Origin of the sequence: Shigella sonnei, assembly GCF_002950395.1 — a bacterium.
Taxonomy (GTDB): domain Bacteria; phylum Pseudomonadota; class Gammaproteobacteria; order Enterobacterales; family Enterobacteriaceae; genus ECMA0423.
Genome location: NZ_CP026802.1, coordinates 1,349,877 through 1,374,745 on the forward strand (window position 1 = coordinate 1,349,877; position 24,869 = coordinate 1,374,745).

A 24,869-nucleotide genomic window follows, 5' to 3' on the forward strand; every position below is an offset into this window, starting at 1 on the left:
CAGCAACGCACTACCATACTTTAAACCACAGACAAAAGGAGTTACCGATGAAATTGTTCTACAAACCGGGTGCCTGCTCTCTCGCTTCCCATATCACCCTGCGTGAGAGCGGAAAGGATTTTACCCTCGTCAGTGTGGATTTAATGAAAAAACGTCTCGAAAACGGTGTAATGCCGATCAGTTAAGGATCAGTTGACCGATCCAGTGGCTGTGTAAGAATCCGGAAACGCTCACTTGTTTCCGGTTTTTTTTATGCACATTGGACAGGCTCTTGATCTGGTATCCCGTTACGATTCTCTGCGTAACCCACTGACTTCTCTGGGGATTACCTCGACCCCGAACTCATCTCTCGTTGCCTTGCCGAATCAGGTACTGTAACGCTACGCAAGCGCCGTCTTCCCCTCGAAATGATGGTCTGGTGTATTGTTGGCATGGCGCTTGAGCGTAAAGAACCTCTTCACCAGATTGTGAATCGCCTGGACATCATGCTGCCGGGCAATCGCCCCTTCGTTGCCCCCAGTGCCGTTATTCAGGCCCGCCAGCGCCTGGGAAGTGAGGCTGTCCGCCGCGTGTTCACGAAAACAGCGCAGCTCTGGCATAACGCCACGCCGCATCCGCACTGGTGCGGCCTGACCCTGCTGGCCATCGATGGTGTGTTCTGGCGCACACCGGATACACCAGAGAACGATGCAGCCTTCCCCCGCCAGACACATGCCGGGAACCCGGCGCTCTACCCGCAGGTCAAAATGGTCTGCCAGATGGAACTGACCAGCCATCTGCTGACGGCTGCAGCCTTCGGCACGATGAAGAACAGCGAAAATGAGCTTGCTGAGCAACTTATAGAACAAACCGGCGATAACACTCTGACGTTAATGGATAAAGGTTATTACTCACTGGGACTGTTAAATGCCTGGAGCCTGGCGGGAGAACACCGCCACTGGATGATACCTCTCAGAAAGGGAGCGCAATATGAAGAGCTCAGAAAACTGGGTAAAGGCGATCATCTGGTGAAGCTGAAAACCAGCCCGCAGGCACGAAAAAAGTGGCCGGGACTGGGAAATGAAGTGACAGCCCGCCTGCTGACCGTGACGCGCAAAGGAAAAGTCTGCCATCTGCTGACGTCGATGACGGACGCCATGCGCTTCCCCGGAGGAGAAATGGCGGATCTGTACAGTCATCGCTGGGAAATCGAACTGGGATACAGGGAGATAAAACAGACGATGCAACTGAGCAGGCTGACGCTGAGAAGTAAAAAGCCGGAGCTTGTGGAGCAAGAGCTGTGGGGTGTCTTACTGGCTTATAATCTGGTGAGATATCAGATGATTAAAATGGCGGAACATCTGAAAGGTTACTGGCCGAATCAACTGAGTTTCTCAGAATCATGCGGAATGGTGATGAGAATGCTGATGACATTGCAGGGCGCTTCACCGGGACGTATACCGGAGCTGATGCGCGATCTTGCAAGTATGGGACAACTTGTGAAATTACCGACGAGAAGGGAAAGGGCCTTCCCGAGAGTGGTAAAGGAGAGGCCCTGGAAATACCCCACAGCCCCGAAAAAGAGCCAGTCAGTTGCTTAACTGACTGGCATTACTCGAAAACGGTGACGATTACTTTGCCGTTAACCCTAAGGGGCAGGTGCCAGCATTGCTGCTGGATGACGGTACTTTGCTGACGGAAGGCGTAGCGATTATGCAGTATCTTGCCGACAGCGTCCCCGACCGCCAGTTGCTGGCACCGGTAAACAGTATTTCCCGCTATAAAACCATCGAATGGCTGAATTACATCGCCACCGAGCTGCATAAAGGTTTCACACCTCTGTTTCGCCCAGATACACCGGAAGAGTACAAACCGACAGTTCGCGCGCAGCTGGATAAGAAGCTGCAATATGTGAACGAGGCACTGAAGGATGAGCACTGGATCTGCGGGCAAAGATTTACAATTGCTGATGCCTATCTGTTTACGGTTCTGCGCTGGGCATACGCGGTGAAACTGAATCTGGAAGGGTTAGAGCACATTGCGGCATTTATGCAACGTATGGCTGAACGTCCGGAAGTACAAGACGCGCTGTCAGCGGAAGGCTTAAAGTAATAGCCATCGGCCCACAGGTCGTTGTGGGCCGAAATGTGATATTTCAGAGCTTTGTTGCGCTGAAGTAATGTTCTGGTTTGGCAATACGATCCTGAGCAGCCACCACTTGCAGCTCATATTCCTGCATTGCTTTGGTGGTCACCATGATTTCGTAGACTGCAGCGGTCACATGTTCCAGGACCTCCTGCAGCGTTGCCCCCTGAAGCAGTTTCACCAGCAGTAAACCGCTCGTCACATCACCAACACCTACCGGCTGGCGCATACCAAAATCCACCAGTGGACGGCTGATATGCCAGGCTTCATCGGCGGTGACCAGCAGCATTTCAAAACGGTCACGGCTGTAGCCAGCTCGCGCCAGGTGTTTAACCAACACAATTTGTGGCCCTTGCGCAATGAGTTCGCGCGCTGCCAGAACCGCTTCTTCGACGTTATTTACCGCATGCTCACAGAGTATTTCCAGCTCAACCAGATTCGGCGCAATGATATCGCTGGCAGGCAAACCGTGCCGCACATGAAACTCTGCGACACCCGGTGCAACGATACAGCCTTTTTCCGGATGCCCCATTACCGGATCGCAAAAATATTTCGCCTGCGGATTCGCTGCTTTCACCTGACGGACGATACCGAGGATATGTTCACCCTGCTCCGCCGATCCCAGATAGCCACTTAACACGGCATCACAGGTGTGTAATTTATCAATAGCGGCAATGCCTTGCACAATTTCGGTTAAATGGCTGGGCGGCATCACGCAGCCAGTCCATTTGCCGTATTGGGTGTGATTAGAAAATTGAACGGTGTTCAGCGGCCAGACGTTCGCGCCCAGGCGGCGCATCGGAAACTCTGCCGCACTGTTACCCGCATGACCATAAACAACGTGAGACTGGATAGCGAGAATATTTTTCATCATGTTCCCTGTATAAAAACCAGGGGGAGTGATTTCTCACTCCCCCTTTCCACTTAATGCATTATTTCCAGCAAATCAGACAGTAATTCTTTTTGCCGCGACGCAGTAAGGTAAAACGACCAAACAGACGATCTTCTTCTTTAAAGAAGTATTCAGGATCGGACTGTTTTTCACCGTTAATGGTGATGGCATTGGAGGCGATAGTTTTACGCGCCTGACCACGGGAAGGTTGCAGTTCAGAATCGACCAGCGCCTGCATCAGGTCTGCGCCCTTTTCCATCTCAACCATCGGTACGCCGTCCTGCGCCAGCTGTTCGAAGTCCGCTTCACTCAGCGCACTCAAGGAACCGCTGAACAGGCATTCGGTAATACGTTTTGCCGCCTGCAAACCTTCTTCACCGTGAACCAGACGAGTCACCTGCTCCGCCAGTACATACTGGGCGCGCGGTGCTTTACCGCTGTTTTTATCTTCTTCTTCCAGGGCGTTGATCTCTTCAATGCTCATAAAGGTGAAGAACTTCAGGAAGCGGTAAACGTCGGCATCCGCAGTGTTGATCCAGAACTGGTAGAATTTGTACGGGCTGGTTTTCTTCGGATCCAACCAGACTGCGCCGCCTTCAGTTTTACCAAATTTGGTGCCGTCTGCTTTGGTGATCAGCGGAACGGTCAGGCCAAACACCTGATTCTGATGCAGACGACGGGTCAGGTCGATACCAGAAGTGATGTTACCCCACTGGTCAGAACCACCAATTTGCAGCACCACACCGTACTGTTTGTTCAGACAGGCGAAGTCATAACCCTGCAACAGGTTGTAGGAAAACTCAGTGAACGAAATCCCCTGATCTTCACGGTTGAGACGCTGCTTAACCGCTTCTTTGTTGATCATCTGGTTAACGGAGAAGTGTTTGCCAATATCGCGCAGGAAGGTCAGCACATTCATATTGCCGAACCAGTCATAGTTGTTCGCCGCGATAGCAGAGTTTTCTCCACAGTCGAAATCGAGGAACGGGGCAACCTGCTTGCGGATTTTGTCCACCCACTCCTGAACAGTTTCTTCGGTGTTCAGCTTACGCTCGGCAGCTTTGAAGCTCGGGTCGCCAATCAGACCCGTCGCGCCGCCTACCAGCGCAACCGGCTTGTGGCCCGCCTGCTGGAAGCGTTTCAGGCATAACAATGGAACAAGATGCCCCAAATGCAAGCTGTCAGCGGTAGGATCGAAGCCGCAATAGAGCGCGATCGGGCCTTGCGCCAGTCGCTCTGCTAACGCTTCCTCGTCCGTCACCTGGGCTACCAGCCCCCGCTCTTGCAATTGTTTAATCAAGTTACTGCTTGCCATCAAAATCTCCATGTATATAACGACTGCACCTTTGCCGGTACACGACTTTTCGCCAGATGCGAAAGAGACATAGAATAAAGTGCCAGAATCAGGAGTACCAGCGATTAAAGCAAGATTTTTGCATCTTTTCAGGGTGCAAGACGATCAATCTTCCACGCATCATTTTCACGCTGGTACAAAAAGCGGTCATGCAGGCGATGCTCACCGCCCTGCCAGAACTCAATCTGTTCAAGGCTGACGCGAAAACCGCCCCAAAAGCTCGGCAATGGCACTTCGCCCTGTTGAAACTTCTGCTTCAGCTCCAGGAATTTACTTTCAAGGATACCGCGGGCAGAAATGCGACTGGACTGCTTCGAAACCCATGCACCAATCTGGCTATCACGCGGGCGGCTATGAAAATATTTCATCACTTCGAGAGTCGAAAGTCGTTCCGCTTTACCGATCACCATCACCTGGCGCTCAAGGGTATGCCACGGGAACAGCAGGCTAACGCGCGGATTATTTTCAATTTGATGTGCTTTACGGCTGCCGAGGTTGGTGTAAAACACCATGCCTTTTTCGTCGTAATGTTTGAGTAAAACGATGCGTTGATAAGGCTGAGCATGTTCATCCACGGTAGCGACCACCATCGCGGTAGGGTCTGCCAGTTTGGCTTCACACGCCTGAGAGAGCCAACGTTCAAAAAGGGTTAATGGATCGGCGGGAAGATCGCGACGGCGTAACCCGCCTTTGGTGTATTCACGGCGCAGATGCGCGATTTGCTGCAATTCGTCGTTATCAGACATGGTTTTCTTTACGGATTGTCAGTGGGTGACGCTATTGTGCGCCGCCCCTGGAAAAATCTCAACGCTGTGGATTTTGTAACTGACAGTTATTCAATACGATGCGGTCGCGTTTATAGACAGTCGCTTCATCGCCTTTCGACCAGAAAACATAGATTCCGTCAGTGTAACGTGCACCAGACGCTGAAATGCCCTGTTTGAGATGCAGTAGTTGATTATCGTAAACAAAACTGACTTCCTGGCGCGGATTATTCAGTTTGACCGTCAACGGTTTTTCATCACACTGGTATTCCAGCGTAGCGGTTTGCATGTGCTCAACCAGTTGATTGAACGCGCTACAGCCGGTGAGAAGCACCGGCAAACAGATCAGTAACAGTTTTTTCATAGACATTTCCCGAAGACTTTCCTGGTCTGGAGGGCAATACGCCCTCCCTAACGTTTCAAGTGTAACGGCAGACGCGGTAAGAAAAATTCAGTTAACTCTGATATCACGGGTTAGCAGGGAAAATAGCCCCCAGTACCGTCTCCTGGCTTGCGCCAGTGACGGAAGGCAGATTTCCTGGTAATCCCGCCAGCGTCCGCCAGGCAAGCCAGGCGAATGCCAATGCTTCCATGTCATCGCCACTAATGCCAACGGCATCGGTGGTGGTGACTTCTGTGCCTGGCAGTAATGCCGCCAGACGCGCCATGAGTAGCGGGTTACGACTACCTCCACCACATACCATCAATCGTTCGCAGCCACCGCTCAACAAAACTTGTTCAGAAATGGTCACGGCGGTGAGTTCTGCCAGTGTGGCCTGAACATCACGGGGATCAACACCCGGAAAATGGCGTAAATGGCGCTCCAGCCAGCCGTAGTTAAAGTATTCGCGTCCGGTGCTTTTCGGTGCAGGTTGCGAGAAATATGGGTCGCTGAGCATATTTTGCAGCAGTGGGAGAATAACTTTACCCGCCCGTGCCCACTCGGCATCTTTATCGTAAGGTTTACCGGCCTGACGCCAGATCCAGGCATCCATCAGCATGTTACCAGGACCGGTATCGTAGCCGCCAACCGGCTGCCCAGGAATGAGCAGTGACAGATTGGCGATGCCGCCAATATTGAGCACCATTCGTCGCTCGGTTGGGTGAGCCAGCAAGGCATGATGGAACGCAGGTACCAGCGGTGCGCCTTGTCCTCCCAAGGCAATATCGCGACGGCGAAAATCACCGACAACCGTAATTCCGGTGCGTGCCACAATTTGATTGTTATCGCCAATCTGTAAAGTGTGTGGTGCCACGCCCGTCGGTTCATGCCAGACGGTTTGACCGTGACAGCCGATCGCAACTATATCTCTCGCCTGCAGGTTTTGTTCCTTAAGCAAGGCATTGACCGCATCAGCAAAAAGTCGCCCGAGTTGAGTATCAAGCTGTCCAAACTGCGAAAGTGTAAGCTGCTGGCCCTGGCAAATATCCAGTACAGCCTGTTTCAGAGACACCGGGATCGGCCAGCTCAAGCTTGCCAGCTGTGCGACCCGGTGTTCATCTATTGTCGCCAACACAACATCAACACCATCAAGGCTGGTGCCTGACATAACGCCAATAAAGCGGCCCGATTTCATAGTTCATCCTTTTTCAATCTGACGTTTGCGCACCACTCAAACATAAACTTTTCGTGGATACCATGCGGAATGACCGATTTTTACCGTTGGTAGTAAAACATTATCTTCAAATCAATAATCATCATGAATGTTTTGTTTATAATTGGTTGATCCTACTTTCATTATGATTTGCTCATATTTGGTAGAACATGTAACCATGGATTCACATATGCCATATACTTTGACCATGAGGGATGCTTGCGTGGCGTTTCATGGTGAACAGGAGATTTTTCAATGATTAAACGCGTATTGGTTGTTTCAATGGTAGGTCTGTCTCTTGTCGGTTGTGTTAATAACGACACCCTGTCAGGGGATGTTTATACCGCTTCTGAAGCGAAACAAGTACAGAATGTCAGCTATGGCACCATCGTTAACGTACGTCCGGTACAGATTCAGGGCGGTGATGATTCCAACGTTATCGGTGCAATTGGCGGTGCTGTTCTTGGTGGTTTCCTGGGGAATACTGTTGGTGGCGGAACCGGGCGTTCTCTGGCTACTGCAGCAGGCGCTGTTGCAGGTGGCGTAGCTGGTCAGGGCGTACAGAGTGCAATGAACAAAACGCAGGGTGTCGAGCTGGAAATTCGTAAAGACGATGGTAATACCATCATGGTGGTACAGAAACAAGGCAACACTCGTTTCTCTCCGGGCCAACGTGTCGTACTGGCCAGCAATGGCAGTCAGGTGACCGTTTCTCCGCGCTAAATAAGTTTGCGTGTGGTCAGGTTACTGACCACACGCCCCCTTCATTTCACCCTTTGGCCTGTAACTCAATGATATTATGCTCAAGTTTTGCGATGAGCGTAATCAGTTGCTCCAGTTCCTCTGCGGAGATGCCATGTAATATTTCCGCGCGGGTTTTGTTAATAACAGCTTCCATTTCGCTGATCAGTGGCTCTGCCTTTTCCGTCAGTTTAATACGTTTAGCCCGACGATCGCTGGCACAAGTTTGACGCGAAATTAACCCTTTTTCTTCCAGTTGGTCCAGAGTACGGACCAGTGATGGCTGCTCGATGCCAATCGCTTTTGCCAGTTGAATTTGCGACTGGTCTGGAGGTAACTGATGGATATTGTGTAACGTAACCCAATGGGTTTGTGTTAACTCCAGCGGTTTCAGGCGATGGTCTATCAGAGCACGCCATATGCGCACCAACCGTGCCAGATCAGAACCTAGTGGCGATTCCAATTTCATCTCCTTATAATTAGCTTGCTAAGATATTATGCGGCTTTTAGAATAGTGTGCAGCAATTGTATTGCTAAAACAAATGTATTGCTGCATTTGGTTACCGTCAGACATATTTTTCAGAAATTGCGCGTAAATTTTTCGCACTTAAAGAATATTTATTAATCTAACGCAATATATTCGGTCGTAAAGGAATCTACTTTGTGAAGTTTATGCTCAATGCAACAGGATTGCCCTTACAAGATCTGGTGTTCGGTGCGTCCGTCTATTTTCCTCCGTTTTTCAAAGCATTCGCGTTTGGATTCGTCATCTGGCTTGTCGTACACCGCCTGCTTCGTGGCTGGATCTACGCCGGTGACATCTGGCATCCCTTGTTAATGGATTTATCGCTGTTTGCGATTTGCGTTTGCCTTGCTCTGGCAATACTGATTGCGTGGTAACTATGTCAATTAAAACAATTAAGTATTTCTCAACAATCATTGTAGCGGTAGTTGCGGTTCTTGCCGGATGGTGGCTGTGGAATTATTACATGCAATCTCCGTGGACACGCGACGGGAAAATACGCGCAGAACAGGTTTCTATCACCCCACAGGTGTCGGGACGTATTGTTGAGCTGAATATAAAAGACAACCAGCTGGTTAACGCAGGGGATCTTCTGCTCACGATCGATAAAACGCCCTTTCAGATCGCCGAGCTGAACGCACAGGCTCAGCTGGCGAAAGCGCAATCTGACCTCGCAAAAGCCAATAACGAAGCGAATCGTCGTCGTCATCTCTCACAAAATTTTATTTCTGCCGAAGAACTCGATACCGCTAACCTCAATGTTAAAGCGATGCAGGCCAGTGTTAATGCCGCACAGGCCACGCTGAAACAGACACAATGGCAACTGGCGCAAACGGAAATTCGCGCCCCGGTGAGTGGACGGGTGACTAACCTCACTACCCGCATCGGCGATTACGCTGACACCGGGAAACCGCTTTTTGCCCTTGTCGACAGCCACTCGTTTTACGTCATTGGTTATTTTGAAGAAACCAAGTTGCGCCATATCCGCGAAGGTGCACCAGCACAAATTACCCTCTATAGTGATAACAAAACGTTACAGGGTCACGTTTCCAGTATCGGTCGGGCGATTTATGATCAGAGCGTTGAAAGTGACTCAAGCCTTATTCCGGATGTGAAACCTAACGTCCCCTGGGTTCGTCTCGCCCAACGCGTTCCCGTCCGCTTTGCGCTGGATAAAGTTCCAGGCGATGTCACGCTGGTGTCGGGCACCACCTGTAGCATTGCCGTAGGTCAATAATGAACGCATCGTAATGGTCCTTGCGCAATTTGCCCTGGTTCAGGGCCACGCTGGCGCAATGGCGTTATGCGTTACGCAATACCATTGCCATGTGTCTGGCGCTGACGGTTGCCTATTATTTGAATCTGGATGAACCCTATTGGGCGATGACCTCGGCTGCAGTGGTTAGCTTTCCCACCGTTGGCGGTGTCATCAGCAAAAGCCTCGGACGCATCGCTGGCAGTTTACTGGGAGCCATTGCGGCACTGCTTCTTGCCGGACATACGCTCAATGAGCCGTGGTTTTTTCTATTGAGCATGTCGGCGTGGCTTGGCTTTTGTACCTGGGCCTGTGCGCACTTCACGAATAACGTCGCGTATGCATTTCAACTGGCGGGCTACACGGCTGCCATCATCGCCTTTCCGATGGTTAATATTACTGAGGCCAGCCAGCTGTGGGATATCGCTCAGGCGCGCGTTTGCGAGGTGATAGTCGGTATTTTGTGCGGCGGCATGATGATGATGATCCTGCCTAGCAGTTCCGATGCTACTGCCCTTTTAACTGCATTGAAAAACATGCACGCCCGATTACTGGAACATGCCAGTTTACTCTGGCAGCCTGAAACAAACGATGCCATTCGTGCAGCACATGAGGGGGTGATTGGGCAGATACTGACCATGAATTTGCTGCGTATCCAGGCTTTCTGGAGCCACTATCGTTTTCGCCAGCAAAACGCGCGCCTTAATGCGCTACTCCACCAGCAATTACGTATGACCAGTGTCATCTCCAGCCTGCGACGTATGTTGCTCAACTGGCCCTCACCGCCAGGTGCCACGCGAGAAATTCTCGAACAATTGCTGACTGCGCTCGCCAGTTCGCAAACAGATGCTTACACCGTCGCACGTATTATCGCCCCGCTACGCCCGACCAACGTCGCCGACTACCGGCACGTCGCCTTCTGGCAGCGACTACGTTATTTTTGCCGCCTTTATCTGCAAAGTAGTCAGGAATTACATCGTCTGCAAAGCGGTGTAGATGATCATGCCAGACTCGCACGGACATCCGCTCTGGCTCGTCATACCGACAACGCCGAAGCTATGTGGAGCGGGCTGCGTACATTTTGTACGTTGATGATGATTGGCGCATGGAGTATTGCATCGCAATGGGATGCCGGTGCCAATGCATTAACGCTGGCAGCAATTAGCTGCGTACTCTACTCCGCCGTCGCAGCACCGTTTAAGTCGTTGTCACTGCTGATGCGCACGCTGGTGTTACTTTCGCTATTCAGCTTTGTGGTCAAATTTGGCCTGATGGTCCAGATTAGCGATCTGTGGCAATTTTTACTGTTTCTCTTTCCACTGCTGGCGACAATGCAGCTTCTTAAATTGCAGATGCCCAAATTTGCCGCACTGTGGGGGCAACTGATTGTTTTTATGGGTTCGTTTATCGCTGTCACTAATCCCCCGGTGTATGATTTTGCTGATTTTCTTAACGAGAATCTGGCAAAAATCGTTGGCGTTGCGCTGGCTTGGCTAGCGTTCGCCATTCTGCGTCCAGGATCGGATGCTCGTAAAAGCCGCCGCCATATTCGCGCGCTGCGCCGGGATTTTGTCGATCAGCTAAGCCGCCATCCAACACTGAGTGGAAGCGAATTTGAATCGCTCACTTATCATCACGTCAGTCAGTTGAGTAACAGCCAGGATGCGCTGGCTCGCCGTTGGTTATTACGCTGGGGTGTAGTGCTGCTGAACTGTTCTCATGTTGTCTGGCAATTGCGCGACTGGGAATCGCGTTCCGATCCGTTATCGCGAGTACGGGATAACTGTATTTCACTGTTGCGGGGAGTGATGAGTGAGCGTGGCGTTCAGCAAAAATCACTGGCGGCCACACTTGAAGAATTACAGCGGATTTGCGACAGCCTTGCCCGTCATCATCAACCTGCCGCCCGTGAGCTGGCGGCAATTGTCTGGCGGCTGTACTGCTCGCTTTCGCAACTTGAGCAAGCACCACCGCAAGGTACGCTGGCCTCGTAATTACTTAATTACACCACAGGCATAGCGTTCACCGCCACCGCCCAGCGGTTTAGGTTGATCGGACATATTATCGCCGCCAACGTGGACCATCAGCGCCTTGTCTTTGATTTCATCCAGTGATTTCAGACGAGGCGCGATGACGGCATCGGTAGCTTTGCCGTCATTATTGACGACCAGTGCAGGCAGATCGCCTAAATGCCCGGTACCTTCTGGCCCTTCATGTTTACCGGTATTTTGTGGATCAAGATGCCCGCCTGCGGATTCCGCGGCGCTGGCTTTGCCATCTTTGGTGGCTGGCTGGCAGCTTCCTTTGGCATGAATATGGAAGCCATGTTCACCGGGGGGTAATGCTTTCAGATCGGGTGAAAACTCCAGACCTTTATCGGTTTCAGTAATGGTGACGCTACCAATTGACTGCCCAACCCCTTGCGACGTGACGAGGTTCATCTCGACTTTTTCACTGGCAGCTTGTGCGCCGGTCGCAACAACCAGCGCCAGAATGGCCAGACTAAAACGTTTCATAGGACCTCCGTTCATTGTGCATTCCTGAATAAGTGTAAACCAGTGACACATTTTTGAACGGCGGCTATTCCTAAAAGTGCTTACGGTACGTCGTACCCCAGTGCCGCTTTACGGATACGAAACCATTGTTGACGGGTCATTTTCAGTGTTTCTGCTTCGACAGCTGCCCGTACGCGCTCAATTTTACCTGAGCCGATAATTGGCAGCGGCTGCGACGGTAAACGTAATACCCAGGCGTAAACCACCTGTTCAATCGAGCCCGCGTTTAACTCCTCCGCCACCACAGCCAGTTCATCACGCAGCGGCTGGAAATAATCATCATTAAACAGACGACCACCACCAAGGCAGGACCACGCCATCGGACGAACACGCAGTTGTTGTAGTTGGTCGAGCGTGCCATCCAGCAGTAACGGCTGATGCACCGGGGATATTTCCACCTGATTAGTGGCAAGGGTAAACGGCAGACGTGATTTCAACAGGGCAAATTGCGCAGGCGTAAAGTTCGATACGCCAAAATGACGCACTTTGCCGCTCTGATGCAGATGTTTGAACGCGTCCGCCACTTCATCGGCATCCATTAACGGGTCTGGTCGGTGGATTAACAGCAGATCCAGATGATCGGTCGCGAGATTAATTAGCGACTGTTCGGCGCTCTTAATGATGTGATCGCGGTCAGTGATGTAATGACCAATGACGTTTTCTTCACGCGCGGTCGTCGCGATACCGCATTTACTGACGATTTCCATCCGTTCACGCAGGTGAGGTGCCAGTTTCAGTGCCTCGCCAAACGCCGCTTCGCACTGATAGCCACCATAAATATCAGCATGGTCCACGGTGGTCACGCCGAGATCCAGATGCTCTTCAATAAAACTGACCAGCTGGCGGGCGGACATATTCCAGTCCATCAATCGCCAGTAGCCCATCACAAAACGGGAAAACTCCGGGCCTTGCGGCGCAATAGTAATACGCTGAACCATAATCGCTTCCTCTTATCAGATATGAGAGGAGTATACGCAAGATTAGGTTCAAAAGAGTGATGGTTGCTCCGGTTCGTCTGATGACGCTGGCTTATTTGCGCGTAATTTGCGCATTAATCGCTGCCGACAAAGGCGCAGCACCTCTTGTTTTTCGCCATCGCTCATTTTATTCCAGTTAAAACGCTCATCCCGACTACGAAAACAGCCGCGACAAAACCCGCGTTCGTCAGACTGGCAAATTCCCCGGCACGGGCTCTGGACGGGAAAGAACTCTAATTGCTCCGCCACTTCGCCCTCCTCAAATAAGATTATTACCATTATTGAAGCTGTTAATGTCCAAAGTAGCAACTTTGCTTGCACTAGACCGACTGGTCTACTACACTCCAACGCATGAACAAACACACCGAACATGATACTCGCGAACATCTCCTGGCGACGGGCGAGCAACTTTGCCTGCAACGTGGGTTCACCGGGATGGGGCTAAGCGAATTACTAAAAATCGCTGAAGTGCCGAAAGGGTCCTTCTATCACTACTTTCGCTCTAAAGAAGCGTTTGGCGTTGCTATGCTTGAGCGCCATTACGCCACATATCACCAGCGACTGACTGAGTTGCTGCAATCCGGCGAAGGTAACTACCGCGACCGCATACTGGCTTATTACCAGCAAACACTGAACCAGTTTTGCCAACATGGAACCATCAGTGGTTGCCTGACAGTAAAACTCTCTGCCGAAGTGTGCGATCTGTCAGAAGATATGCGTAGCGCGATGGATAAAGGCGCTCGCGGCGTGATTGCCCTGCTCTCTCAGGCGCTGGAAAATGGCCATGAGAACCACTGTTTAACCTTTTGTGGCGAACCGCTGCAACAGGCACAAGTGCTTTACGCACTATGGCTGGGTGCGAATCTGCAGGCCAAAATTTCGCGCAATTCCGAGCCACTGGAAAACGCGCTGGCACATGTAAAAACCATTATTGCGACGCCTGCCGTTTAGCAGGCATTTTTTATCACCAGACGACCGGGAGCCTTTATGTCATCTGAAAAACTGTATTCCCCACTGAAAGTGGGCGCAATAACTGCGGCAAACCGTATTTTTATGGCACCGCTGACGCGTCTGCGCAGTATTGAACCGGGTGACATCCCTACCCCGTTGATGGAGGAATACTATCGCCAACGTGCCAGTGCCGGTTTGATTATTAGCGAAGCCACGCAAATTTCTGCCCAGGCAAAAGGGTATGCTGGTGCACCTGGCATCCATAGTCCGGAACAAATTGCCGCATGGAAAAAAATTACCGCTGGCGTTCATGCTGAAAATGGTCATATGGCCGTACAGCTGTGGCACACTGGACGCATTTCTCACGCCAGCCTGCAACCTGGCGGTCAGGCACCGGTAGCGCCTTCAGCACTTAGCGCGGGAACACGTACTTCTCTGCGCGATGAAAATGGTCAGGCGATCCGTGTTGAAACATCCATGCCGCGTGCGCTTGAACTGGAAGAGATTCCAGGTATCGTCAATGATTTCCGTCAGGCCATTGCTAACGCGCGTGAAGCCGGTTTTGATCTGGTAGAGCTCCACTCTGCTCACGGTTATTTGCTGCATCAGTTCCTTTCCCCTTCTTCAAACCATCGTACCGATCAGTACGGCGGCAGCGTGGAAAATCGCGCACGTTTGGTACTGGAAGTGGTCGATGCCGGGATTGAAGAATGGGGTGCCGATCGCATTGGCATTCGCGTTTCGCCAATCGGTACTTTCCAGAACACGGATAACGGCCCGAATGAAGAAGCCGATGCACTGTATCTGATTGAACAACTGGGTAAACGCGGCATTGCTTATCTGCATATGTCAGAACCAGATTGGGCGGGAGGTGAACCGTATACTGATGCGTTCCGCGAAAAAGTACGCGCCCGTTTCCACGGTCCGATTATCGGCGCAGGTGCATACACGGTAGAAAAAGCCGAAACGCTGATTGGCAAAGGGTTAATTGATGCGGTGGCATTTGGTCGTGACTGGATTGCGAACCCGGATCTGGTCGCCCGCTTGCAGCGCAGAGCTGAGCTTAACCCACAGCGTGCCGAAAGTTTCTACGGTGGCGGCGCGGAAGGCTATACCGATTACCCGACGTTGTAATCCAACATTGCGAGCGGCGTAAAGCCGCCGCTATACTAAAACAACATTTTGAATCTGTTAGCCATTTTTAGGATAAAAAGATGCGTCTTCTTCATACCATGCTGCGCGTTGGCGATCTGCAACGCTCCATCGATTTTTATACCAAAGTGCTGGGCATGAAACTGCTGCGTACCAGCGAAAACCCGGAATACAAATACTCACTGGCGTTTGTTGGCTACGGCCCGGAAACCGAAGAAGCGGTGATTGAACTGACCTACAACTGGGGCGTGGATAAATACGAACTCGGCACTGCTTATGGTCACATCGCGCTTAGCGTAGATAACGCCGCTGAAGCGTGCGAAAAAATCCGTCAAAACGGGGGTAACGTGACCCGTGAAGCGGGTCCGGTAAAAGGCGGTACTACGGTTATCGCGTTTGTGGAAGATCCGGACGGTTACAAAATTGAGTTAATCGAAGAGAAAGACGCCGGTCGCGGTCTGGGCAACTAATCTCCTGCCGGGCGTGAACTCATCGCGCCCGCATCTTTACTGCATCGACAAGTAATATTTGTCATAATGCGCGCTGCAATTTATCCGTATTAAGAGAATCAGATGTCCGATAACGCTCAACTTACCGGTCTGTGCGACCGTTTTCGTGGTTTTTATCCTGTTGTGATCGATGTTGAAACAGCCGGATTTAACGCCAAAACCGATGCGCTGCTTGAGATTGCCGCCATCACCCTGAAAATGGATGAACAAGGCTGGCTGATGCCGGACACCACATTACATTTCCACGTCGAACCATTTGTCGGCGCAAATTTGCAGCCAGAGGCCCTCGCCTTCAACGGCATTGACCCGAACGATCCCGATCGCGGCGCGGTCAGCGAATACGAGGCGCTGCACGAAATTTTTAAAGTTGTACGTAAAGGTATTAAAGCGAGCGGCTGTAACCGCGCCATTATGGTGGCGCACAATGCCAATTTTGATCACAGCTTTATGATGGCCGCCGCAGAACGCGCCTCACTGAAACGTAACCCGTTCCACCCTTTCGCCACTTTTGACACTGCTGCACTGGCCGGGCTGGCACTCGGACAAACCGTATTGTCAAAGGCTTGCCAGACCGCTGGCATGGACTTCGACAGCACCCAGGCGCACTCCGCGCTGTACGACACCGAACGCACTGCTGTGCTGTTTTGTGAAATCGTCAACCGCTGGAAACGTCTGGGAGGCTGGCCGCTACCTGCCGCCGAAGAGGTGTAATCGAGTCGATGCCTGATGACATGCAATGATTCAGGCATCTATAGTGAGGCTATTCCACGCATCAAGCATGATATTCACGGGGAATAGCGTTAATGGCAGATAATCCAGACCCTTCATCGCTCCTGCCGGACGTGTTTTCACTGGCGACCCGCGACTGGTTTCTTCGCGCCTTTAAACAGCCGACCGCTGTCCAGTCGCAAACCTGGCATGTGGCGGCGCGAGGCGAACATGCGCTGGTGATTGCACCGACTGGCTCCGGGAAAACGCTGGCAGCATTTCTCTACGCCCTCGATCGGCTCTTCCGCGAAGGCGGCGAAGATACCCGCGAGGCGCATAAGCGTAAAACCTCACGCATCCTCTATATTTCACCGATAAAAGCCCTGGGCACCGACGTTCAGCGCAACTTGCAGATCCCGTTGAAGGGTATTGCCGATGAACGGCGGCGGCGCGGCGAAACGGAAGTCAATCTTCGCGTAGGGATCCGTACTGGCGATACGCCTGCACAGGAACGCAGCAAACTCACCCGTAATCCGCCGGATATTCTGATCACCACACCCGAATCACTCTATCTGATGCTGACCTCCCGCGCGCGCGAAACGCTACGCGGCGTCGAAACGGTAATTATTGATGAAGTCCACGCGGTAGCGGGCAGTAAACGTGGTGCGCATCTGGCGTTAAGTCTGGAGCGGCTCGATGCGCTGCTCCACACCTCAGCACAGCGAATTGGCCTTTCTGCCACTGTGCGCTCAGCCAGCGATGTGGCAGCATTTCTTGGTGGCAATCGCCCGGTTACGGTAGTCAACCCGCCCGCAATGCGCCATCCGCAGATACGAATTGTCGTACCGGTCGCCAATATGGATGATGTCTCATCGGTCGCCAGCAGCACCGGCGAAGACAGCCATGCCGGCCGGGAAGGCTCCATCTGGCCATATATTGAAACGGGTATCCTTGATGAAGTGTTGCGCCATCGCTCGACCATTGTCTTTACTAATTCACGTGGGCTGGCGGAAAAACTGACGGCACGATTAAATGAGCTTTACGCCGCACGCTTACAGCGTTCCCCGTCTATCGCCGTTGATGCGGCCCATTTCGAGTCGACCTCCGGCGCAACCTCTAACCGTGTACAAAGTAGCGACGTTTTTATTGCCCGCTCACACCACGGCTCCGTCTCTAAAGAACAACGAGCAATCACCGAGCAGGCGCTGAAATCGGGTGAGTTACGCTGCGTGGTCGCAACCTCCAGTCTCGAACTGGGGATTGATATGGGCGCAGTGGATCTGATGATTCAGGTGGCAACGCCGCTTTCTGTTGCCAGTGGGTTACAACGCATTGGTCGCGCCGGACATCAGGTTGGCGGTGTATCTAAAGGGCTGTTTTTCCCTCGTACCCGGCGTGACTTAGTCGATTCCGCAGTCATTGTAGAGTGTATGTTCGCAGGCAGGCTGGAAAACCTGACACCGCCGCATAATCCACTCGACGTCCTTGCGCAGCAAACCGTTGCCGCCGCGGCGATGGATGCATTACAGGTAGACGAATGGTACTCCCGCGTACGCCGTGCCGCACCGTGGAAAGATCTGCCAAGACGTGTTTTTGACGCTACGCTGGATATGCTTTCCGGGCGCTATCCCTCTGGCGATTTTTCTGCTTTTCGCCCCAAACTGGTCTGGAACCGGGAGACCGGGATATTGACCGCCCGACCTGGCGCTCAATTGTTGGCGGTTACCAGCGGTGGCACCATTCCGGATCGTGGCATGTATAGCGTGTTATTACCCGAAGGTGAAGAACAGGCCGGTTCGCGGCGGGTGGGTGAACTGGATGAGGAGATGGTATATGAGTCGCGGGTGAACGACATTATCACTCTCGGCGCTACCTCATGGCGGATCCAGCAAATCACCCGCGATCAGGTGATTGTGACTCCTGCTCCGGGTCGTTCTGCCCGGCTCCCCTTCTGGCGTGGTGAAGGTAACGGACGTCCGGCTGAATTAGGCGAGATGATCGGCGATTTTCTTCATTTGCTGGCGGATGGCGCGTTCTTTTCCGGGACTATTCCCCCGTGGCTGGCAGAAGAAAATACGATCGCCAATATTCAGGGGTTGATTGACGAGCAACGCAACGCGACGGGCATCGTTCCGGGGAGTCGCCATCTGGTCCTCGAACGGTGCCGTGATGAAATTGGCGACTGGCGTATTATTTTGCACTCTCCCTATGGAAGACGGGTGCATGAACCCTGGGCGCTGGCGATTGCCGGGCGAATACATGCCCTATGGGGCGCTGACGCGTCTGTGGTCGCCAGTGATGACGGCATTGTTGCGCGCATTCCTGACACTGATGGTAAATTGCCCGACGCCGCGATTTTTTTGTTTGAACCAGAAAAGTTGCTGCAAATTGTCCGCGAGGCGGTAGGCAGCTCGGCACTTTTCGCCGCCCGTTTTCGCGAATGCGCCGCGCGGGCATTATTAATGCCGGGGCGCACTCCGGGCCATCGCACCCCGCTTTGGCAACAACGGCTGCGCGCCAGTCAGTTGCTGGAAATCGCTCAGGGATATCCGGATTTTCCGGTCATTCTCGAAACCCTACGCGAATGTCTGCAAGATGTTTATGATCTTCCCGCACTGGAACGTTTGATGCGTCGCCTGAACGGTGGCGAAATTCAAATATCCGATGTAACGACCACTACGCCCTCGCCTTTCGCCACAAGTTTATTGTTCGGCTATGTCGCGGAATTTATGTACCAGAGCGACGCCCCGCTGGCAGAGCGCCGGGCATCCGTACTGTCGCTGGACAGCGAGTTACTGCGCAATCTACTCGGACAGGTCGATCCGGGGGAATTACTCGACCCGCAGGTCATTCGCCAGGTGGAAGAAGAGTTGCAACGACTGGCTCCTGGCAGAAGAGCGAAAGGTGAAGAAGGATTGTTCGACCTGCTGCGCGAACTGGGGCCAATGACCGTTGAAGACCTGGCGCAACGGCATACAGGCAGCAGTGAAGAGGTTGCGTCGTATCTGGAAAATCTTCTTGCAGTAAAACGAATCTTCCCAGCGATGATTAGCGGACAGGAGCGTCTTGCCTGTATGGATGATGCCGCCAGGCTGCGTGATGCCCTCGGCGTACGACTACCAGAGTCATTGCCAGAGATTTATTTACATAGAGTCAGTTACCCGCTTCGCGACCTCTTTCTGCGCTATCTCCGGGCTCATGCTCTGGTCACGGCTGAACAACTGGCTCATGAGTTTAGTCTCGGTATTGCCATTGTCGAAGAGCAGCTTCAGCAACTGCGTGAACAGGGTCTGGTGATGAATCTGCAACAAGACATCTGGGTGAGCGATGAAGTATTTCGTCGTCTGCGTTTGCGCTCGCTGCAAGCCGCCAGAGAAGCGACGCGTCCCGTTGCAGCCACGACCTATGCGCGATTGCTGCTGGAACGTCAGGGCGTATTACCCGCCACCGATGGTAGCCCGGCGCTCTTTGCCTCAACATCGCCAGGCGTTTATGAGGGCGTAGATGGCGTGATGCGGGTGATCGAACAGCTTGCCGGAGTCGGTTTACCCGCCTCACTCTGGGAAAGCCAGATCCTGCCTGCCCGCGTACGCGACTATTCGTCAGAAATGCTCGATGAATTACTGGCAACCGGTGCGGTTATCTGGTCGGGGCAAAAAAACTGGGTGAAGATGACGGCCTGGTGGCACTGCATCTACAGGAATATGCTGCAGAATCGTTCACTCCCGACGAAGCGGATCAGGCGAATCGTTCGGCGCTGCAACAAGCGATAGTCGCTGTTCTGGCTGACGGAGGAGCCTGGTTTGCACAACAAATCAGCCAACGGATACGCGACAAAATCGGCGAATCGGTTGATCTCTCTGCCCTGCAAGAGGCGTTATGGGCGCTGGTCTGGCAAGGCGTCATCACCAGCGACATTTGGGCACCGTTACGCGCCCTCACCCGCAGCAGTTCCAACGCACGCACCTCAACTCGCCGCAGTCACCGGGCTCGTCGTGGACGTCCTGTCTATGCGCAACCCGTCTCGCCGCTGGTATCTTACAACACACCAAATCTGGCTGGATGCTGGCGCTGGCGGAAAATATGCTCGACCGCTACGGCATCATCAGTCGTCAGGCGGTGATAGCCGAAAATATCCCTGGCGGGTTTCCATCGATGCAAACGCTTTGTCGAAGTATGGAAGACTCCGGGCGAATTATGCGAGGTCGTTTTGTAGAAGGTCTGGGTGGCGCGCAATTCGCTGAACGTCTGACTATTGACCGATTGCGCGATCTGGCGACACAAGCCACGCAAACGCGCCACTATACACCAGTGGCGCTCTCTGCCAACGATCCGGCTAATGTGTGGGGAAATCTTCTGCCCTGGCCTGCACATCCGGCAACGCTGGTTCCAACGCGTCGGGCGGGTGCGCTGGTGGTCGTTTCTGGCGGCAAATTGTTACTCTATCTGGCGCAAGGTGGCAAAAAAATGCTGGTCTGGCAGGAAAAAGAGGAATTACTCGCCCCAGAGGTTTTCCACGCGCTGACTACCGCACTGCGTCGCGAACCACGGCTGCGCTTTACGCTAACAGAAGTGAATGATCTACCGGTCCGGCAAACGCCGATGTTTACGCTGCTGCGTGAGGCGGGATTTTCAAGTTCGCCACAAGGGCTGGATTGGGGATAGAGAAAGGACTGACGGATGCCCGTTCGCATCCGTCAGTATTGCAGGACGGATTATTCCGCGTCCGGCTCTTCAGACTTGTATTTAGCGGCAGTTTCTTTGATCAGCTGCTGCAGTTCGCCACGCTGATACATTTCGATCACGATATCACAACCGCCGACCAGCTTGCCGTCAACCCACAGTTGCGGGAAGGTCGGCCAGTTAGCATATTTCGGCAGTTCCGCACGAATGTCCGGATTCTGCAGAATATCAACATAGGCAAAACGTTCGCCACATGCGGCAAGCGCCTGGACTGCCTGGGCAGAGAAACCGCAGCTCGGCAGTTTCGGTGAACCTTTCATGTACAGCAGGATCGGGTTTTCAGCAATCTGGCGTTGGATTTTTTCGATAGTGGTGCTCATTGTCTTGCTTCCTCAAACTTCTTTACGGCAGTAATCTGACATTGTAGCGGGTCAGTGCGGCATCGGAAAATAACATTTTCATCACGCTTTTGCTATTTTATCCCTTTGCTCTATTTGTTGCATTTCAAATATTCGTTTCTTCTCTGATGCCGGCAAACTGGCGTATTTATAACCATTTTTAGCTTTCACTGCTGCATTTTTTTGCGCTCGCCAACGAAACGTATTTTTTAACAATAAAAGCTATTAACTTTCTCTTCTTCTATGCATTAGAATCATCAAGTTTTGTAAATCAGACGCAGGCATGATAGACCTGCCTTAACAGAGGGACGCTCAGTGGCGCGGATAAACCGTATTTCGATCACGCTCTGTGCTTTACTTTTTACCACCCTGCCTTTAACGCCTATGGCCCATGCTTCAAAGCAAGCCAGGGAGAGTTCTGCTACCACTCATATCACCAAAAAAGCAGATAAAAAGAAAAGCACGGCAACCACCAAAAAGACCCAGAAAACAGCGAAAAAAGCCGCCAGTAAAAGTACGACCAAAAGCAAAACCGCTTCTTCCGTTAAAAAATCTTCCATTACCGCTTCTAAAAACGCCAAAACTCGCAGCAAACACGCCGTCAATAAAACGGCCTCAGCCAGCTTTACCGAAAAGTGTACCAAACGTAAGGGCTATAAATCGCATTGTGTGAAAGTCAAAAATGCCGCGTCAGGAACTCTTGCCGACGCGCACAAAGCGAAGGTGCAAAAAGCTACGAAAGTGGCAATGAATAAACTGATGCAGCAAATTGGTAAGCCATATCGTTGGGGTGGCAGCTCACCGCGTACCGGTTTTGATTGCAGCGGCCTGGTTTATTACGCTTATAAAGATTTGGTGAAAATTCGTATTCCGCGTACGGCGAATGAAATGTATCACCTGCGTGATGCAGCGCCAATCGAACGTAGTGAACTGAAAAACGGCGACCTGGTCTTTTTCCGTACTCAGGGACGCGGCACAGCCGATCATGTCGGCGTGTATGTCGGCAACGGCAAATTTATTCAGTCACCGCGCACAGGTCAGGAAATTCAAATCACTTCTCTCAGTGAAGACTACTGGCAGCGCCACTATGTTGGCGCTCGTCGGGTAATGACCCCAAAAACACTTCGCTAAAACTTTACCCTGTTGTTACGGCAACAGGGTAAGTTCATCTTTTGTCTCACCTTTTAATTTGCTACCCTATCCATACGCACAATAAGGCTATTGTACGTATGCAAATTAATAATAAAGGAGAGTAGCAATGTCATTCGAATTACCTGCACTACCATATGCTAAAGATGCTCTGGCACCGCACATTTCTGCGGAAACTATCGAGTATCACTACGGCAAGCATCATCAGACTTATGTCACTAACCTGAACAACCTGATTAAAGGTACCGCGTTTGAAGGTAAATCACTGGAAGAGATTATTCGCAGCTCTGAAGGTGGCGTATTCAACAACGCAGCTCAGGTCTGGAACCATACTTTCTACTGGAACTGCCTGGCACCGAACGCCGGTGGCGAACCGACTGGAAAAGTCGCTGAAGCTATCGCCGCATCTTTTGGCAGCTTTGCCGATTTCAAAGCGCAGTTTACTGATGCAGCGATCAAAAACTTTGGTTCTGGCTGGACCTGGCTGGTGAAAAACAGCGATGGCAAACTGGCTATCGTTTCAACCTCTAACGCGGGTACTCCGCTGACCACCGATGCGACTCCGCTGCTGACCGTTGATGTCTGGGAACACGCTTATTACATCGACTATCGCAATGCACGTCCTGGCTATCTGGAGCACTTCTGGGCGCTGGTGAACTGGGAATTCGTAGCGAAAAATCTCGCTGCATAATAACTGATGGCAAATGCAGCATTGCCTGATGCGCTTCGCTTACCATGCCAACGCGGATGAGGCGTTAACAGCGCATTCGGCAAGATAAATCGCACGTTGTCAGCAACTGTAACGCAGAAGGTTATCCTTCTGCGTTTTTGTTTAATTAGCTGTTGGCAACGCAAACTGTTTCAGGTTGTTTTCTGGCTGACATAAACACCAGCAATAATGCCAGTCCCGCGACAATCGCCCCCATCACCGGCACAAAGCTGTATCCCAGCCCAGCGGAAATTACCGCACCACCAGCCGCTGCTCCCAGCGCATTTCCAAGATTAAAGGCACCAATATTGACTGATGAAGACAGACCTGGCGCTTCACTGGCGACACGCATCACGCGCATCTGTAACGGCGGTACGACCGCAAAGGTTGCTGCGCCCCACACCACCATGCTAATAGCTGCGCCGAACTCATTGCGGGCCAGGAACGGGGTTGCCAGCATAATCACCATCAGCAGCAACAAAAAGCCTTTCAACGTGCCGTTAACTGAACGATCTGCCAGTTTGCCGCCGAGATAGTTACCGATAGAGAATCCGACACCAATCAGCACCAGCATTGCCGTGACGAACACCGGTGTTGCGTGGGTAATACTTTGCAGTACCGGAGAGATATAGGTGTAGAGAGTAAACATTGCGCCAGCTCCCAGTACCGTCGTCAGCAATGCAGACAGCACCTGCGGACGCATTAATACCGCCAGCTCTTTTTTCACTTCAGGTCGTGCCCCTGTACCACCTTTAGGTAATGAGAAGAACAGACTTACCATTGAAATCACTCCCAGCCCCGCCGTTGCCAGAAATGACATCCGCCAGCCGATGGTTTCACCCAACCAGGTCGCCGCCGGCACGCCACCGATATTTGCCAGGGTTAACCCCATAAACATAGTGGCAACTGCGCTGGCCTGTTTATGTTTTGGCACCACGCTTGCGGCCACGACTGAACCCAAACCAAAAAATGCTCCGTGATTCAGGCTGGTCAAAATGCGTGAAAGCATCAGGGTCATATAATCCGGCGCGATGGCGGAAAGTACGTTGCCGAGCGTGAAAATTGCCATCAGGAAAATCAACGCACTGCGGCGGGCACGATGAGAAAGTAGAAGCGTCATCAGCGGCGCGCCCACCATTACGCCAACTGCATAGGCACTGATTAACATTCCGGCAGCGGGAATCGAGACATCCACACCGCGCGCAATGACGGGCAACAAGCCCATTGGCGAGAACTCCGTTGTCCCGATACCAAACGCGCCAATCGCCAGCGCCAGCGCCAGCAACGGATAGTTAATTTTCATGCCTTATCTCCACCTCTTCGCGTCATTACGCGATATTCATTAAAGTGGCGAAAGCATGACAGCAATCACAAAAAAATGAAAATAACAAAAAGAGAAAGCACTTTTGCCATTTTGCTAACAAACAGGAAGGAGATGCGAGGGAGAACGCGCTCCCTCGAGAGGAAATCAGTGCAGCGCGGCAGTCAAACCCACGGCTACGATCAAACCGAGGACGATAATCGTTGTTACCAGTGAAAATTTAAGGTCGGTGCTCATCAAGTTTTCTCCTTTTTTATTACCACACAAAAAGTGATATTACGCATTTTTACACACTGTGATGAAAAAATCTCCCGTCATTTATAATGATAAGTGTTTTTACCACTTCCCCTTTTCGTCAAGATCGGCCAAAATTCCACGCTTACACTATTTGCGTACTGGCCATTGACCCCTTCCTGACGCTCCGTGTCGTTTTTCCGGCGTACCGCAACACTTTTGTTGTGCGTAAGGTGTGTAAAGGCAAACGTTTACCTTGCGATTTTGCAGGAGCT

Annotated in this window: 22 protein-coding genes and 4 pseudogenes; 14 read left to right on the forward strand and 12 right to left on the reverse strand. The window is 52.0% G+C overall.

The genetic code is table 11. From position 1 onward, the window contains the following. Positions 1 to 47: 47 nt before the first annotated feature. The 3 pseudogenes from C1P89_RS07140 to gstA form a co-directional block, all read left to right on the forward strand. Positions 48 to 167, forward strand: a pseudogene (locus C1P89_RS07140) (glutathione transferase GstA); the annotation flags it as partial. Between the two features lie 67 nt (positions 168 to 234). Then, positions 235 to 1,580, forward strand: a pseudogene (locus tag C1P89_RS07145) (IS4-like element IS4 family transposase). Positions 1,581 to 1,593: 13 nt separating this feature from the next. Next, positions 1,594 to 2,091: pseudogene (gene gstA / locus C1P89_RS07150) on the forward strand (glutathione transferase GstA); the annotation flags it as partial. Between the two features lie 43 nt (positions 2,092 to 2,134). Here the strand turns inward: gstA and pdxY are convergent. The 5 genes from pdxY to anmK form a co-directional block, all read right to left on the reverse strand. Continuing rightward, positions 2,135 to 2,998, reverse strand: coding sequence for a pyridoxal kinase (pdxY, locus tag C1P89_RS07155; protein ID WP_011310203.1), 864 nt, complete (start codon positions 2,996 to 2,998; stop codon positions 2,135 to 2,137). A gap of 58 nt (positions 2,999 to 3,056) precedes the next feature. Further along, positions 3,057 to 4,331 carry a tyrosine--tRNA ligase gene (gene tyrS / locus C1P89_RS07160; protein WP_001295400.1) on the reverse strand — a complete coding sequence of 425 codons (1,275 nt, stop codon included), beginning with the start codon at positions 4,329 to 4,331 and terminating at the stop codon, positions 3,057 to 3,059. Between the two features lie 128 nt (positions 4,332 to 4,459). After that, a complete protein-coding gene (pdxH, locus tag C1P89_RS07165; RefSeq protein WP_001282313.1) occupies positions 4,460 to 5,116 on the reverse strand; it encodes a pyridoxamine 5'-phosphate oxidase in 657 nt (218 codons plus the stop codon). A gap of 58 nt (positions 5,117 to 5,174) precedes the next feature. Then, positions 5,175 to 5,504: a C-type lysozyme inhibitor gene (gene mliC / locus C1P89_RS07170; RefSeq protein WP_000061968.1), complete on the reverse strand. Its 330-nt coding sequence runs from the start codon at positions 5,502 to 5,504 to the stop codon at positions 5,175 to 5,177. Positions 5,505 to 5,601: 97 nt separating this feature from the next. Beyond that, on the reverse strand, positions 5,602 to 6,711 hold the full coding sequence (gene anmK / locus C1P89_RS07175; protein ID WP_000835077.1) for an anhydro-N-acetylmuramic acid kinase: 1,110 nt from the start codon (positions 6,709 to 6,711) through the stop codon (positions 5,602 to 5,604). A 273-nt stretch (positions 6,712 to 6,984) separates the two neighbouring features. On the opposite strand from anmK, the gene slyB reads away from it, so the two are divergent. Next, on the forward strand, positions 6,985 to 7,452 hold the full coding sequence (gene slyB, locus C1P89_RS07180) for an outer membrane lipoprotein SlyB (RefSeq protein WP_000597196.1): 468 nt from the start codon (positions 6,985 to 6,987) through the stop codon (positions 7,450 to 7,452). 46 nt (positions 7,453 to 7,498) lie between these two features. Here slyB and slyA read toward each other — a convergent pair whose 3' ends face one another. Then, positions 7,499 to 7,933 carry a transcriptional regulator SlyA gene (gene slyA / locus C1P89_RS07185; RefSeq protein WP_001296943.1) on the reverse strand — a complete coding sequence of 145 codons (435 nt, stop codon included), beginning with the start codon at positions 7,931 to 7,933 and terminating at the stop codon, positions 7,499 to 7,501. A gap of 200 nt (positions 7,934 to 8,133) precedes the next feature. Between slyA and C1P89_RS07190 the strand changes: the two genes are divergently transcribed. From C1P89_RS07190 to C1P89_RS07200, 3 genes are read left to right on the forward strand one after another with little or no spacing between them, the layout of a single operon-like run. Further along, positions 8,134 to 8,370 carry a DUF1656 domain-containing protein gene (locus tag C1P89_RS07190; protein WP_000670998.1) on the forward strand — a complete coding sequence of 79 codons (237 nt, stop codon included), beginning with the start codon at positions 8,134 to 8,136 and terminating at the stop codon, positions 8,368 to 8,370. 2 nt (positions 8,371 to 8,372) lie between these two features. After that, positions 8,373 to 9,230, forward strand: a complete 858-nt coding sequence (locus C1P89_RS07195; RefSeq protein ID WP_005136442.1) for an efflux RND transporter periplasmic adaptor subunit — start codon at positions 8,373 to 8,375, stop codon at positions 9,228 to 9,230. 20 nt (positions 9,231 to 9,250) lie between these two features. Further along, on the forward strand, positions 9,251 to 11,242 hold the full coding sequence (locus C1P89_RS07200; RefSeq protein WP_005153666.1) for an FUSC family protein: 1,992 nt from the start codon (positions 9,251 to 9,253) through the stop codon (positions 11,240 to 11,242). Here the strand turns inward: C1P89_RS07200 and sodC are convergent, their stop codons facing one another. The 3 genes from sodC to C1P89_RS07215 form a co-directional block, all read right to left on the reverse strand. Then, the gene (gene sodC / locus C1P89_RS07205) at positions 11,243 to 11,764 is read right to left on the reverse strand and encodes a superoxide dismutase [Cu-Zn] SodC (RefSeq protein WP_005050299.1); all 522 of its coding nucleotides are present in this window, start codon (positions 11,762 to 11,764) and stop codon (positions 11,243 to 11,245) included. Positions 11,765 to 11,844: 80 nt separating this feature from the next. After that, positions 11,845 to 12,741, reverse strand: coding sequence for an aldo/keto reductase (locus C1P89_RS07210; protein ID WP_000250646.1), 897 nt, complete (start codon positions 12,739 to 12,741; stop codon positions 11,845 to 11,847). Between the two features lie 48 nt (positions 12,742 to 12,789). Beyond that, complete coding sequence (locus C1P89_RS07215; protein ID WP_000840481.1) at positions 12,790 to 13,029, reverse strand: DUF1289 domain-containing protein; 240 nt, start codon at positions 13,027 to 13,029, stop codon at positions 12,790 to 12,792. A gap of 102 nt (positions 13,030 to 13,131) precedes the next feature. Here C1P89_RS07215 and nemR point away from each other — a divergent pair, with 102 nt between their 5' ends. The 5 genes and pseudogenes from nemR (at position 13,132) to C1P89_RS07240 (ending at position 20,765) form a co-directional block, all read left to right on the forward strand. Further along, entirely contained in the window at positions 13,132 to 13,731 is a 600-nt protein-coding gene (gene nemR / locus C1P89_RS07220) for a DNA-binding transcriptional regulator NemR (RefSeq protein WP_001032925.1), read from the forward strand. Between the two features lie 36 nt (positions 13,732 to 13,767). Then, positions 13,768 to 14,865, forward strand: a complete 1,098-nt coding sequence (nemA, locus tag C1P89_RS07225; protein WP_000093626.1) for an N-ethylmaleimide reductase — start codon at positions 13,768 to 13,770, stop codon at positions 14,863 to 14,865. An 80-nt stretch (positions 14,866 to 14,945) separates the two neighbouring features. Then, entirely contained in the window at positions 14,946 to 15,353 is a 408-nt protein-coding gene (gloA, locus tag C1P89_RS07230; protein WP_001237796.1) for a lactoylglutathione lyase, read from the forward strand. A 102-nt stretch (positions 15,354 to 15,455) separates the two neighbouring features. Then, a complete protein-coding gene (gene rnt / locus C1P89_RS07235) occupies positions 15,456 to 16,103 on the forward strand; it encodes a ribonuclease T (protein ID WP_001282281.1) in 648 nt (215 codons plus the stop codon). Between the two features lie 92 nt (positions 16,104 to 16,195). Beyond that, a pseudogene (locus tag C1P89_RS07240) lies at positions 16,196 to 20,765 on the forward strand (ATP-dependent helicase). Positions 20,766 to 20,815: 50 nt separating this feature from the next. Here C1P89_RS07240 and grxD read toward each other — a convergent pair. After that, complete coding sequence (gene grxD / locus C1P89_RS07245; RefSeq protein ID WP_000108174.1) at positions 20,816 to 21,163, reverse strand: monothiol glutaredoxin 4; 348 nt, start codon at positions 21,161 to 21,163, stop codon at positions 20,816 to 20,818. 333 nt (positions 21,164 to 21,496) lie between these two features. On the opposite strand from grxD, the gene mepH reads away from it, so the two are divergent. Both mepH and sodB read left to right on the forward strand, forming a co-directional pair. After that, a complete protein-coding gene (mepH, locus tag C1P89_RS07250; RefSeq protein ID WP_000101193.1) occupies positions 21,497 to 22,312 on the forward strand; it encodes a peptidoglycan DD-endopeptidase MepH in 816 nt (271 codons plus the stop codon). 127 nt (positions 22,313 to 22,439) lie between these two features. Beyond that, positions 22,440 to 23,021 carry a superoxide dismutase [Fe] gene (sodB, locus tag C1P89_RS07255; RefSeq protein WP_000007283.1) on the forward strand — a complete coding sequence of 194 codons (582 nt, stop codon included), beginning with the start codon at positions 22,440 to 22,442 and terminating at the stop codon, positions 23,019 to 23,021. Positions 23,022 to 23,166: 145 nt separating this feature from the next. On the opposite strand, the gene C1P89_RS07260 is transcribed toward sodB, so the two are convergent. Continuing rightward, complete coding sequence (locus C1P89_RS07260; protein WP_000701073.1) at positions 23,167 to 24,342, reverse strand: MFS transporter; 1,176 nt, start codon at positions 24,340 to 24,342, stop codon at positions 23,167 to 23,169. 165 nt (positions 24,343 to 24,507) lie between these two features. Then, positions 24,508 to 24,597: a cytochrome bd-I accessory subunit CydH gene (gene cydH / locus C1P89_RS07265; protein ID WP_000102278.1), complete on the reverse strand. Its 90-nt coding sequence runs from the start codon at positions 24,595 to 24,597 to the stop codon at positions 24,508 to 24,510. Positions 24,598 to 24,869: the final 272 nt, after the last annotated feature.

Excerpts from the sequence above, each read along its gene's own strand:
- grxD (WP_000108174.1), bottom strand. The coding sequence starts at position 21,163 with ATGAGCACCACTATCGAAAAAATCCAACGCCAGATTGCTGAAAACCCG.
- slyB (WP_000597196.1), top strand. The coding sequence starts at position 6,985 with ATGATTAAACGCGTATTGGTTGTTTCAATGGTAGGTCTGTCTCTTGTC.
- pdxH (WP_001282313.1), bottom strand. The coding sequence starts at position 5,116 with ATGTCTGATAACGACGAATTGCAGCAAATCGCGCATCTGCGCCGTGAA.
- C1P89_RS07260 (WP_000701073.1), bottom strand. The coding sequence starts at position 24,342 with ATGAAAATTAACTATCCGTTGCTGGCGCTGGCGCTGGCGATTGGCGCG.
- nemA (WP_000093626.1), top strand. The coding sequence starts at position 13,768 with ATGTCATCTGAAAAACTGTATTCCCCACTGAAAGTGGGCGCAATAACT.
- gloA (WP_001237796.1), top strand. The coding sequence starts at position 14,946 with ATGCGTCTTCTTCATACCATGCTGCGCGTTGGCGATCTGCAACGCTCC.
- tyrS (WP_001295400.1), bottom strand. The coding sequence starts at position 4,331 with ATGGCAAGCAGTAACTTGATTAAACAATTGCAAGAGCGGGGGCTGGTA.
- rnt (WP_001282281.1), top strand. The coding sequence starts at position 15,456 with ATGTCCGATAACGCTCAACTTACCGGTCTGTGCGACCGTTTTCGTGGT.
- anmK (WP_000835077.1), bottom strand. The coding sequence starts at position 6,711 with ATGAAATCGGGCCGCTTTATTGGCGTTATGTCAGGCACCAGCCTTGAT.
- mliC (WP_000061968.1), bottom strand. The coding sequence starts at position 5,504 with ATGTCTATGAAAAAACTGTTACTGATCTGTTTGCCGGTGCTTCTCACC.
- C1P89_RS07195 (WP_005136442.1), top strand. The coding sequence starts at position 8,373 with ATGTCAATTAAAACAATTAAGTATTTCTCAACAATCATTGTAGCGGTA.
- sodB (WP_000007283.1), top strand. The coding sequence starts at position 22,440 with ATGTCATTCGAATTACCTGCACTACCATATGCTAAAGATGCTCTGGCA.
- C1P89_RS07210 (WP_000250646.1), bottom strand. The coding sequence starts at position 12,741 with ATGGTTCAGCGTATTACTATTGCGCCGCAAGGCCCGGAGTTTTCCCGT.
- nemR (WP_001032925.1), top strand. The coding sequence starts at position 13,132 with ATGAACAAACACACCGAACATGATACTCGCGAACATCTCCTGGCGACG.
- sodC (WP_005050299.1), bottom strand. The coding sequence starts at position 11,764 with ATGAAACGTTTTAGTCTGGCCATTCTGGCGCTGGTTGTTGCGACCGGC.
- pdxY (WP_011310203.1), bottom strand. The coding sequence starts at position 2,998 with ATGATGAAAAATATTCTCGCTATCCAGTCTCACGTTGTTTATGGTCAT.
- cydH (WP_000102278.1), bottom strand. The coding sequence starts at position 24,597 with ATGAGCACCGACCTTAAATTTTCACTGGTAACAACGATTATCGTCCTC.